8 protein-coding genes are annotated in these 11,711 nt (G+C 66.9%); 5 read left to right on the top strand and 3 right to left on the bottom strand.

The features are described 5' to 3' along the window. Window positions 1-155 precede the first annotated feature (155 nt). Together ACYVD0_RS03775 and ACYVD0_RS03770 are read left to right on the top strand one after the other, a co-directional pair. Complete coding sequence (locus ACYVD0_RS03775) at window positions 156-326, top strand: hypothetical protein (RefSeq protein WP_460425560.1); 171 nt, start codon at window positions 156-158, stop codon at window positions 324-326. An 826-nt stretch (window positions 327-1,152) separates the two neighbouring features. Beyond that, complete coding sequence (locus tag ACYVD0_RS03770) at window positions 1,153-2,511, top strand: OprD family porin (protein WP_460425559.1); 1,359 nt, start codon at window positions 1,153-1,155, stop codon at window positions 2,509-2,511. A gap of 100 nt (window positions 2,512-2,611) precedes the next feature. On the opposite strand, the gene ACYVD0_RS03765 is transcribed toward ACYVD0_RS03770, so the two are convergent. Then, a complete protein-coding gene (locus ACYVD0_RS03765) occupies window positions 2,612-3,751 on the bottom strand; it encodes a dehydroquinate synthase/iron-containing alcohol dehydrogenase family protein (RefSeq protein ID WP_460425558.1) in 1,140 nt (379 codons plus the stop codon). Between the two features lie 268 nt (window positions 3,752-4,019). Between ACYVD0_RS03765 and ACYVD0_RS03760 the strand changes: the two genes are divergently transcribed. Both ACYVD0_RS03760 and stpA read left to right on the top strand, forming a co-directional pair. Next, on the top strand, window positions 4,020-6,722 hold the full coding sequence (locus tag ACYVD0_RS03760; protein WP_460425557.1) for a MalT transcriptional regulator family protein: 2,703 nt from the start codon (window positions 4,020-4,022) through the stop codon (window positions 6,720-6,722). A gap of 120 nt (window positions 6,723-6,842) precedes the next feature. Further along, window positions 6,843-8,129 (top strand): glucosylglycerol 3-phosphatase, encoded by a 1,287-nt coding sequence (gene stpA, locus ACYVD0_RS03755; protein WP_460425556.1) that lies wholly within the window; start codon window positions 6,843-6,845, stop codon window positions 8,127-8,129. 399 nt (window positions 8,130-8,528) lie between these two features. Here stpA and ACYVD0_RS03750 read toward each other — a convergent pair whose 3' ends face one another. Beyond that, window positions 8,529-9,848 (bottom strand): TldD/PmbA family protein, encoded by a 1,320-nt coding sequence (locus ACYVD0_RS03750; protein ID WP_460425555.1) that lies wholly within the window; start codon window positions 9,846-9,848, stop codon window positions 8,529-8,531. Continuing rightward, the gene (locus ACYVD0_RS03745; RefSeq protein ID WP_460425554.1) at window positions 9,848-11,290 is read right to left on the bottom strand and encodes a TldD/PmbA family protein; all 1,443 of its coding nucleotides are present in this window, start codon (window positions 11,288-11,290) and stop codon (window positions 9,848-9,850) included. The genes ACYVD0_RS03750 and ACYVD0_RS03745 overlap by 1 nt, the downstream gene beginning before the upstream one ends. A 345-nt stretch (window positions 11,291-11,635) precedes the next feature. Between ACYVD0_RS03745 and ACYVD0_RS03740 the strand changes: the two genes are divergently transcribed. Further along, a partial coding sequence (locus ACYVD0_RS03740; protein ID WP_460425561.1) for a helix-turn-helix domain-containing protein occupies window positions 11,636-11,711 on the top strand: 76 nt, incomplete at its 3' end.

Below are 11,711 nucleotides of genomic sequence, written 5' to 3'. Positions count from 1 at the left end.
TCATGAGCTGGCTGGCCAAAACCCCGGAGCGGGTAGTTGCCTATTTCCAGCATGCGTCGGTGCGTTATGCTACTTAGATTGGGTATTTGATTGCCGGGTTAATATTATGTCGGTTGCCCGTCACAGCCGATCCTCCCCCTCGCACGATGCCTGCCTTGCCCTGTTCGGCAGGCCTCAGCCTGCTCTGGCTGTTGGCCGACAGCCTGCTGGGCGCGCCCCGCGAATTCTTCGCCCTGCGCCGCTCGCTGGTGAACTACACCGGCAATACAGTATCGGAGACTCGGGCGCCGAAATTGACTAATCGAATCAACCAAACAGGCCACTAGTCATGGGCGCGATGAGCGCCGGCCTCTTCCTGGCGATCCGCCCCATGTCTCTGGAGTCCTTCCTCGGCGCGCAGGACAAAGGGCTACCGCCTACACAAGTGGCTGGGCCTCGGCGCGGACGGGGCCTGATCGGCGAGCGTCTCCGCCAGCGGATGCCCGACTGGCGCACTGCTGGTGGTGGACTTCCCCAAAAGCTGTTCGAGACGCGCTAGGCGCGCAGATGATCGCCCGCGCCACGGGACAGATATCAGAATGTGTTGGACTGCTGCTGAGACAGGGCGTCTCAAGGCTGCGCCGGTCTGTCCTCCAGAGCGAGACGTAGCGTCTCGCTCAAGCCCCTGCCGAACCTGCCAGGGCCTCCCAAAGACCCCCTCTGCACCGGGCATTTTCGCCCATCGCCAAGACTCTGGCACCGACCTTGCTCTGGCTCAGTGGCATGATCAGCAGGCCTCACCAGCCCCATCCAATAACAACAAGCAGAGGTGCGAAATGTCCGAGTCATCCCTTCCCGAACTCCTCCTGTCCGCACAAGTCGTCTGGGACACCGGCGACGGGCCCGGCCCTGGCCGGGGCAGCGTCAGCGCTGGCGGCTTTCTGCGCTAGGCGCGGGGAGCGGCTCGGGGTCGATACCACGGATCGACGGCCCCGGCCGCACCGTCCCTGCCGGCCGGACTGATCCGCCACGCCGCTGGCGTCTCGTCAGCCCACCCAAGACATCGATCACCACCTGCCGTGCAGCCACTGCGGGAGGCGGCAGTGCTTTGTCCGTTCGCCACCCGGCTGACTCCAGGGAAGGTCGTCATGCTCCAGCAACAGGAATGAATCCATGCGTTTCGATAACAAGAAGAATCCAGCCTGTATCGCGTCCTTGTCCGCCGTTCTGGCTTTTCCGGTTGCCGCCTTCGGCGAAGAGGGCTTTCTCGAAGGCTCCAGCTTCAAGCTGCTCAACCGCAACTTCTACTTCAGCCAGGATTTTCGCAACGGCGCCAGTGTCACCAACCCGCAGACCGGCGAGAAGAAGGGCCGCCGCAGCGAGTGGGCGCACGGGGTGATCGCCACCTTCGCGTCCGGCTTCACCCCAGGCGTGGTCGGCTTCGGCCTGGACGTGCGCGGCCTGTACGGGATCAAGCTGGACGGCGGCGACGGCCTGGTGGGCGACGGCAACGGCGGTCCCGGCCTGATCCCGCGGCGCGGCTACAACTTCGACGGCAAGCCCAAGGACGAATTCGGCAAGGTCGACGTCGAGCTGAAGATGCGCCTGTTCGACGACACCGAGCTGCGCTACGGCGACGTCCGTCCCCAGAGCCCGGTGCTCAACACCAGCGACATCCGCCTGCTGCCGCAGAGCTTTCGCGGCACGACGGTCAAGAACACCTCGATCAAGGGGCTGACCCTGCAGGGCGGCAAGCTGGAGTCCGCCAGCGACCGCACCGCCACTGCCCACAATGGCGACCTCGGCACTGCCTATGGCGGGCGCTTCAAGGAGGCCGACGACTTCGTCTACGGCGGGATCGACTACAACCATGACGACCGTTTACGCCTCCGGCTGCACCATGGCCAGCTCGACGACGTCTGGAACCAGTCGGCCCTCTATGCCGACTGGCGACAGCCGCTGGGGGAGGGCGTGAGCTTCAACGCCGGCTTCCGCTACTACCGCACCCGCGACACCGGCAAGTCGCTGCTCGGCGATCTCGACAACGACTCCTGGAGCCTGCAGGCCGGCGTCAGCGTCGGCGCCCACGCCTTCAGCGTCGCCCACACGCGGATCGACGACGAGTCGCCCTTCGACTACGTCTGGCACACCTGGGACTTCTTCCTGAACACCAACTCCCAGGTCTCCGACTTCAACAACCCCAACGAGCGCGTCTGGCTCTTTCGCTACGACTACGACTTCGCCGCCGTCGGCATACCCGGCCTGGCGCTGATCGCCCGCTACGTGCGCGGCACCGACATCGACGGGCGCGACGTGGGCCCGGCCTACGCCGCCTACCAGAAGGTGCGCGACGGCCGCCATTGGGAGCGCAATTTCTGGCTCAGCTACGTGGTGCAGAGCGGACCGGCCAAGGACCTGAGCTTCCGGCTCTTCCAGGCCACCCACCGGGTGAACGGCGACCACACCGCCGAGGCCGACATCGACGAGTTGCGGCTGATTCTCGAGTTTCCTCTCGACCTGCGCATGTTCTGAGCAGGCGTTGTCCCTGCAGTGTCGACCGTCTCTTGCAGGGGCTTTTTTATTCCAGGCTGGCTGCCCACGGCAGCCGCGCCTTTCGCCGCATACTATCTGCTCAGCCGATGGCTACTGCCAGGCGCATCTGGCTGGCAGGTGCTTCACGATGAGCCTCGGCCAGGGCATCGGCTTCGCGGATGGCCCGATAGACGTCGTCCGGCGCCACGGCGAAAGGCATGTTGCCCATGCTCTCGTGCTTCTCGCAGGCCCGTTCCGCCACCCGCCGCCACTGCGCTTCGGCGAAGGCCTTGACGCCGAGATCCTGCAGGGTCAGCGGCAGGCCGACCGCCTGGATGAAGCCGAACACCGCAGCGATTTCCTCTTCCGGCGCCTGTTCCAGCACCAGCTGCGCGATCAGGGCGAAGGCCATCTTCTCGCCGTGGCGGGCCTGCTGCAGGGTGGGCACGGCGAGCATGCCGTTGTGGATGGCATGGGCCGCGGCGCGGCCGCCGCCGTCGGCGCTCACCCCGCTGAGGTAGACGGTCGCCTCCAGCACGGCTTCCACCGCCCGGCTCGAGCGCTGGCGCTCCACGTCGAGGCGGGCCTGGGCGGCGTTCTCCAGCAGGCTGTCGAGGCACAGGCGGGCGGTGGCCAGGGCAGTCCGCGCGGCCCGGTTCGGCGCCGCATGGTCGGCCTTCGCCTGGTAGCAGGCGCGCACCTCGAAATAAGTTGCCAGGGCCTTGCCGATTCCGGCGACGAACAGCCGTGCCGGTGCCGCTGCGAGGATTTCGGTGTCGGCCAGGACGATGTCCGGGCTGCTCGGCAGCAGCATGCAGCGGTCGAACTCGCTGTTCAGGGTGTAGATGAGCGCGCGGGCAGTGCAGGCCGCGTCGCTCGAGGCGGTGGTGGGAAAGGTCAGCACCGGCAGCCGCTCATGGCAGGCGACCGCCTTGGCCGTGTCCAGGGTCTTGCCGCCGCCGATGCCGACGATCAGGTCGGCCTTGACGCTGCGCGCCCGCTCGCGGTTGCGGTTGATCTCGATGCGTGTGCATTCGTGGTGGAATTTGTTGAAGACCGCCTTGCCGCGGTCCTCGAACGAGGGACCGGCCTCGGCGATCGCCCGCTCGAGAATGAACTTGTCGCAGATGACGTAGGCGCGGCTGCCGAAGGCCTGCGTGTAGCTGCCCAACTCGGCCAGCAGGCCCTTGCCGATGAAAAACTTGCCCGGGGGACGGATGGAGATTGCGCCGTTCGGCATGATGGATGGCCCTGTTGTCGAAACTTGTAGGCGGGATGCGCACGCCGGGTCCCGGGCCGGGAAAGGCATTCCTCCAGGCCAGACGGGTGGCTGGGGCTACGGTAGGGAAAGGCCGGGAGTCGGAATAACTACCCGGATGGGGGGTGCGGACGGGCGGGATAGGGCATTATCCTTGCGAACGCCGATCCGTGCGGCCTCCGGGCAGCCGTACAGGCTGCGTCAGTGACAACAAGAACAGGTCGGACAGACCGGCTTCGAGGTATAGAAGATGGACCGACGCCATTCCGAGCGCCGCTTCGCGCCCGTCTACAGCCAGGGCACTTGCGGCCTGCCGCTGATCGCCACCAAGTTCGTCCCGCCGCGCTCGCCCGGCGTGCTGCTGGTCCGCCCGCGCCTGCTGGCGCGTTTCGAGCCGCTGGCCGAGCGCAGCCTGGCGCTGGTCTGCGCCGGCGCCGGCTTCGGCAAGACCACGCTGCTCGCCCAGTGGCGCAGCCAGCTGCAGGAGCGCGGCCAGGCCGTCGCCTGGCTGAGCCTGGACGAGGGCGACGACGTGCCCGAGTACTTCTGCCACTACCTGCTCGACGCCCTGCTGCCGCTGCACCCCGGCCTCGGCTGGCGGCTGGGCTTTCTCGCCGCCGGGCTGCCGTCCATCGACCGCGTGTTCGGCCACCTGATCAACGCCGTGCAGGCGGTGGAGGCGCCGCTCTACCTGATCGTCGACGACTACCACACGATCCGCGACCCGGCCATCCACCGCGCCTTCGCCTACCTGCTCGAACACGCGCCGGCCAACTTCCACGTGCTGCTCGGCAGCCGCAGCCTGCCGTCGCTGCCGCTGAGCCGCCTGCGCTCGCGCAACCAGCTGATCGAGGTCGACACCAACGACCTGCGCTTCAACCTCTGCGAGGCGCGCCACTACTTCGCCGACTCTGCTGCCCTGGCCCTGAGCAACGCGCAGACCCAGCGCCTGCTGGAGCTGACCGAGGGCTGGATCACCGGCATGCAGATGGCCACCCTGTCGCCGTCGATCAAGGACAACCCGGCGCAGGTCATCGACAGCCTGAGCCACGGCGGCCGGCTGGTCGGCCGCTATCTGGAGGATGTGGTGTTCGAGCCGCTGCCGGCAGCGGTCGACGATTTCCTGATGCGCACCTCGATCCTCGACCGCTTCTGCGCCGAACTGTGCGACGCGGTCACCGGACGCAATGACGGCCACGCCATGCTCGACTGGATCGAGCGGCACAACCTGTTCGTCGCCGCGCTGGACGACCACGGCCAGTGGTTCCGCTACCACCACCTGTTCGCCGAAACCCTGCAGACTCGCCTGCGCCGGCGCACCGATCTGGACATCGCCACGCTGCACGAGCGTGCCGGCAACTGGTTCGCCGGGCAGAGCCTGTGGGCTGAGGCGACCCGCCACGCGCTGGCCGCCGGCAAGGTGGAGAGCGCGCCGGGCCGCGCCGGGCTGGGCGCCCAGTCGCTGGCCGAGCGCGGCGACATCGACACCCTTTTAGGCTGGCTGCAGCAGCTGCCGATCACCGCCGACGAGCACCGCATCAGCCTGCAGCTCAACCTGGCCTGGGCGCTGGCCCACCGCTTCCGCTTCGACGAGTCGCGGCGCCTGCTCGGCGAGCTGCGCCGCTGGTTCGCCGTGCACCCGGCGCGCCGCGACCTGCGCGTCAAGCTGGACGCGGTGGCGGCCATCTGCGAGGCCTTCGCCGAAAACGTGCAGACCGGCATCGCCCTGGCCGAGCCGCTGCTGGCGCAGATCCCCTGCGGCGACAGCTGGGTCGACGGCCTGGTCTGCAACGTCCTCAGCTACTGCCACCTAGTGCTGGGGCAGCACGAGCAGGCGCAGGCCGTGCAGCGCCACACCCTCTATCCGGGCGCGCCCACCGAGAACCTCTTCGTCACTGTCCACCGCGCCTTCATCCTCGGCCAGAGCCACCTGCGCCAGGGCGATCTGCGCACCGGCGAGGCCTGTTTCCTGCAGGCGATGGAGTCCGCCGACCGGCTCACCGGGCCGCAGTCCAGCGGCAGCGCCACCCTGGCCGCGTCGCTGGCCGAACTGGCCTACGAGCACGGCGACTGGGAGCGCCTGGATGCGCTGGTGCGCCAGCGCGGCCTGCAGATCGACCGCGTGGCGCCCCTCGACGGCGTGCTGGCGGTCTACCGCGCGCTGTGCCGGCGGGCGCTGGCCGAGGACGACGGGGTGCAGGCGCGCCTCTTGCTCCAGCACGCTCAGGAGATCGCCGCCCAGCGCCGCTGGAACCGCCTGCAAGCGGCGCTGCTCGTCGAACAGGTGCGCCTGCAGCTGCAGCGCGACGACCTGGCCGGCGCCGAACACATGCTGCGGCGCATCGAGCTGCTGAAGAGCGACGAGGGCGCCATCCCGGGCTGCCGCGACTACGCCCGTATCGCCCGCGCCCGGCTGCTGCTCGCCCAGGGCCTCGGCCTGGCGGCGGCCGACTGCCTGGCCGGGGTGGTGGCCGAGTTCGAGGCGCGCGGCCAGCAGCTCGAAGCCGCGCGCCTGCGCCCGCTCTGGGCCATCGCCCTCTGGCAGGGCGACGAGCGCGACGCCGCCATCGCGGCCTTGCTGCCGGCGCTGCAACTGGGCCAGCGGGAAAACCTGCTGTGCAGCCTGACCGACGCCGGCCCCGCGCTGCTGCCGCTGCTGAGCCGCTGCGCCGCGGTGGAGGCGGGCGCCAGCGACCTCTCGGGCTACATCGCCATCCTGCGCGAACGCCTCGGCGGCGACACCTGCGCCGAACCGCCGTTCAGCCTCAGCGAACGGGAAAGCCAGACCCTGCTACTGGTCGCCGCCGGCCAGTCCAACAAGGAAATCGCTCGTAGCCTGGACATCTCCGTGGAAACGGTGAAATGGCACCTGAAGAACCTCTACGGGAAACTCCAGGTCACCAGCCGGACGCGGGCGATGAGTCGGGCGCGGGAGTTGAGTTTGTTGGAGTGAGGGGGGATGCCGCTGGCCCCGACGGCCGTGATCAGCGACAAGGGGGTTGTGTTTCCTCGGGAAACGCCCAGACTGGCCGCGAATCATCCGTTTCCGCAAACAGGTAAATCACTTCATTTCATGGCTTTGAACACTCACGCTTTGTCCCTCGATCATCGACTGCTGCTCGACACCCTCGCCACCAGTGAAAGGCTGCTGATCATTCAGGATCTGGACGGGGTTTGCATGGGCCTAGTCCGGGACCCGCTGACCCGCCGCCTGGATCGCCACTATGTGGAAGCCAGTAAAAAGCTGGCCGGCCATTTCTATGTGCTCACCAACGGCGAGCACATCGGCAGCCGCGGGGTGAACGGCCTCGTGGAAAAAGCCTTCGACACGCCCGCCCAGGTGAGGGAGCAGGGGCTCTATCTGCCTGGCCTGGCGGGTGGCGGCGTGCAAATGCAGGACTGCGCTGGCCAGGTTTCCCATCCGGGCGTGAGCGACGCGGAGCTGGACTTCCTGCGCTCAGTGCCGGAAAAGGCTGGGCATTTTCTGGCCGGCATTCTGTCCGCTCCGCCTTACTCCCTGGGAGCCTTGGAGATCAACGAACTGGTCCGCTCGACCGTGCTCGACAATCTGGTTTCTCCCACGGTCAACATCAACAACTTCCACAACCGATTCAGGGACCAGCCGCAGCAATACCTGCAACTGCAACAGGACCTGGAACGGCTGATGTCGATGCTGCTGGAGGAAGCCGCGTCCTGCGGACTGGAGGATTCGTTCTTCGTCCACTACGCGCCCAATCTCGGCCGAAACGAACAGGGAGAAAGGATCAAGTTCACCGACGGCAGCGACGCCGGCACCACGGACTTCCAGTTCATGCTCAAGGGTGCCGTCAAGGAAGCCGGAGTATTGGTGATCCTCAATCACTACTACCACGAGCAGACTGGCGAATACCCCCTGGGCAGGGACTTCAATGCCCGCCAGGCCCCCGAGGCGCAACACGAGCTGCTGGCCCTGATACGGGACAACTTCGAGCCCCAAATCATGCCCCGGATCATGGGCGTGGGAGATACGGTCACCTCCCAGCAACAACGCATCGACGGTCAGGTGCAGATGCTGCGTGGCGGCAGTGACCGCGGCTTCCTCACCCTGGTCCAGGAAATTGGCCAGGCCTTCGCCACCGACAACGTGGTGGTCTATATCGACAGCAGCAAGGGCGAGGTGAGACGTCCCGGTCTCAAGGTGGAGCATCTGGAAGGCGCCGGCGGGAATCCCGCTGAAATCCCCTGGCTGGCTGTCGAGGGCATCAGCGACCCTCAGGACTCGCTCACCCTGAACTTCGTCTTTCCCGGCGGCCACACACTGTATGTGGACTTCTTCCGTGACCTGGCCGGGAAGTTTCCCGGGAAGTCAGGGTGCCGATAGGACACGCTCGAACGGAGTGGGCGGAAGGGCTGGCAGGACTCCCCGAGCTTTCTCCGCGGCCCGCCCCGGAAACGCTGTCATACCGGTGACGGCATCCCCCGCGCTAACGAGCGCTGCCGGCGCGCGCAGATGAAAAGGGGTCAGATTTATTTACCCGAAGCATTATCGGCCGGCGAGTCGGCATCGTGGACAGGAGACCAGCCCGAGAGCTGATGATGCAAATAAATCTGCTCCCTTTTTGGCCCAACAAGAGAATGGACTTGCTGTGAGTGCGGTGTCGCTCACGACCGTGCCATGAACGTGGCCAGGAACATTCTCGTGCTCGGGCATGGGCGTCCGGTTGTGGGAGTCTCCACCCTTTCAGCTTGGCTGCGAGCGAAGCGAGAGGGCGGGAGGATGTCAAAGCGTCAGGGTAAAGCGCCCAAGCAACGCCCCCGGCAGCGTTCTGGAGCCGTTCTGCCGCGAGCCGTAGGTGCCTGCTGGCAGGATCGTTTCGGGCTCGCGGGTCAGGGCTTCCAGATGCGGGCCGAGGAAGCTGAACACCGAATCGTCGAAGCGCATGGTGTTGACCGGGGCCTGGAGGCGGCCGTCCTCCACCCAGAAGGTGGCGAAGCGGGTCATGCCCGTCAGGCGCCCGGCCGGACGGTCGGAGAAGTTGATGTACCAGAGGTTGCCGATGTACAGGCCGGTGCCCAGGCGGGTCAGGATGTCGCTCTCGTCCAGTTCGCCGCCCGCCATGGCCGGGGACAGCGGGTATTCGTGAGCCCCCGCGCCGTTGGCGGTCAGTCCGTATTCGGCGGCGCTGCGCGAGCAGATCAGCCGCTCGCCCGGAAGGCCGCTCGCAAGCAGGCGCAGGTCCTGGCGCGGTCCTTCGCTGGTGAAGGCCGGGGCCAGACCGCCGTCGATCCGCTCGGCGAGGGTCAGTAGCGGGCTGAGCTGCGCCGAGCCGGTGAACAGGCGTTGCAGGGGGCTGCCGCCCGTGGCCAGGGCCTGGGCCGAGAAGCCGCCGCTCAGCATGTCGAGGATTTCGTCCAGCGCCGCCGGGGCCAGATAGGCCCGGTAGTCGCCCGGCGCCAGGGTCCGTGCCGGGAGGCCCAGGTATTCCAGTTGCTCGCGCGCCGAGCCCATGCGCCGGGCGAAGGCCAGGGCGTCCCAGCGCTGGCCGGCATAGGCGCTCTTGACCGCCTGACCGTTGCCGTGGAACAGGCTCCAGTCGAAATTGAAGCTGCTCGCCGCATGCCAGCCGAGGGCACCCCAGGAGCTGGCGAAGCCATGATATTGCGGGCCTGCGGTGTAGATTCCGACCAGGTCGAGACCGGTACTGGCGTCGACGATCTGCTCGATCGCCGCCGCGCTGTCCGGGCCTGCGGTCAACTGCGTCGCTTCGCTCTGCCAGGGCTCCCGGTTGAGGCGCAGATAAGGGTCGGGGGCCAGCGACGGCACCACTGCGCGCAGCCGTTCCAGCGCTTGGCGCAGACGGGCGCGGTCTTCCTCGGCCACGCCGGTCAGGCTCAATTCGAAGCGGGCATGGCGCTCGCCGAGATAGAGGGAGAGGGTGGCGAAGATCTGCTGCACCTGGCCGGCCTGGCGCACCCGTGCCCGGTTGAAGCGCACGAACTCCGAAGCCTCGGCGCGGTAGTCCAGGGTGAAGCCTTCACCGGCGTGCAGCAGTGGCTGCAGGCTGGCGAGCAGGTCGTGGAAATGCTCACGGGCGTTCATCAGGCAGCCCCTCCGAATACGTCGATGTTCTTGAATACGCAGGCCGGCGAGGCATGCCCGACGCGCACCGCCTGGTTCGGCTCGCCCTTGCCGCAGTAGGGCGTGCCGAGCACCTCGACGGTGGCCGCGTCGCCCACCGCGCTGAGGCTGCGCCAGAAGCGCGCGGAAATACCGCGGTAGCTGGGGTTCTTCACCACGCCCTTGAGTTCGCCGTTTTCGATCAACTGGCCCCATTCGCAGCCGAACTGGAACTTGTTGCGGGCATCGTCGATCGACCAGGAGCGGTTGGTGCTCATCAGGATGCCGCGCTCGATACCGCCGATCAGCTGTGCCAGGCTGTGTTCGCCCGGTTCGACGTTGAGGTTGGCCATGCGGTCGATGGGCGCGCGGTTCCAGCTGCAGGCACGACTGTTGGCCACGCCCGGCAGGCCGGTGCGCAGCTGCGACAGCGCGCCGCCCAGCGGGCGCTGCAGGATGCCTCGGCGGATCAGGTATTCGCGCTGTGCCGGCGTGCCGTCGTCGTCATGCCGGTAGCTGGCCAGTTCCTCGGGGATGCCGGGGTCGAAGGTGACGTCGAGCAGCGGCGAGCCGTACTGGTAGCGGCCGAAGTCCTCCAGGCGGATGAAGCTGGTGCCGGCATAGTTGCGTTCGTCGCCGAGAATGCGGTCCAGCTCCAGCGGATGGCCGATGGATTCGTGGATCTGCAGCACCATCTGGTCGGGCATCAGCAGCAGATCGAGCGGACCGCTGGAGGTATTGGGGGCCAGCAACAATTGCAGCGCCTCGTCTGCAATCCTGGGTGCCGCCCCCACCAGCCCGAGCCGGTCGACGACCTCGGCACCGCCCTGCTGGCCGAAATTGAAGCCGCCGAGGCTGCGGGTCTGGCTGTCATGGCTGTCGCTGGCGGTCACACTCAGGGCCGGGTAGACGAAACGCTGGGCCCGCCGCAGGCAGGCGCCGGCGCTGTTGAGGTAGATCTGTTCCACGCAGGTGACGCCGAGCCCGGCACTCCAGTCCACCAGCCGCGAATCCTGTGGCACCCGTGCCGATTCGGCGCCCAGCACTTCATACCAGTGCGCCGGGCCGGCCAGTGGCTGCTCGTAGCCGGGCCCCACATCGTCCGCCTCGCCGGTCGGCACCGGCAGCTCCTGCACCTCCAGCAGCGCGTGGCCGGCCAGGGTGCGGGCCATGTGCTCGGCCCGCTCCAGAGCTGCCTGCAGCCCGGCCTGGGTGAGATCGCTGGTGGCCGCATAGGCTTCGACGCCGGCGATGCGTACCGTCAGCATGGCGCCGCTGTCTTCCCCGAACGCTGGCGGCAGGGCGACGTTCCTGCGCACCCGATAATGCTCACTGACTTCACGGACATGGCGCAGCGACCAGAAATCGGCGCTGCTGCGCAGGGCGGCGAACTGACGCGATAGCACTGAAGCGGATTCGAACATGCAGTGGATCCTGTGGAATGCGGGAGGGGGCGCACACAGACCGTATTGTAGCGAGCCGCTGCGGTGAGGCTGGAAGGGAAAAAGGGAGGACAGAAATTATTTACACCGACAGCACTTGAATCGGTCTCTTTTTTCGACAGAAACCCGTGACTAAACACCGGGAATTTGCGATGGCCTCCACCGACAAACCATAGTGCGCAATGACAACGTCATCCGATTTGCGCGAGAAACCCCGTACTTCTAGTGCGGGGAGGGATAGCGCGGCGCCCGCAGGGCGCCCCTGTTCTCGCTGCCTCCTTCTCAAGTGGTTGCTATCTTTACATTAATTTGGTTATTTTGTGATACATGACGAAACGCGCCTACAAGTACCGCTTCTACCCGACTCCAGAACAAGCAGAACTGCTTGCCAGGACGTTCGGTT

This window comes from Azotobacter armeniacus (assembly GCF_054779355.1).
The sequence above is the reverse complement of the archived record's forward strand: the minus strand, read 5'-3'. Positions and strand labels throughout refer to the sequence as shown.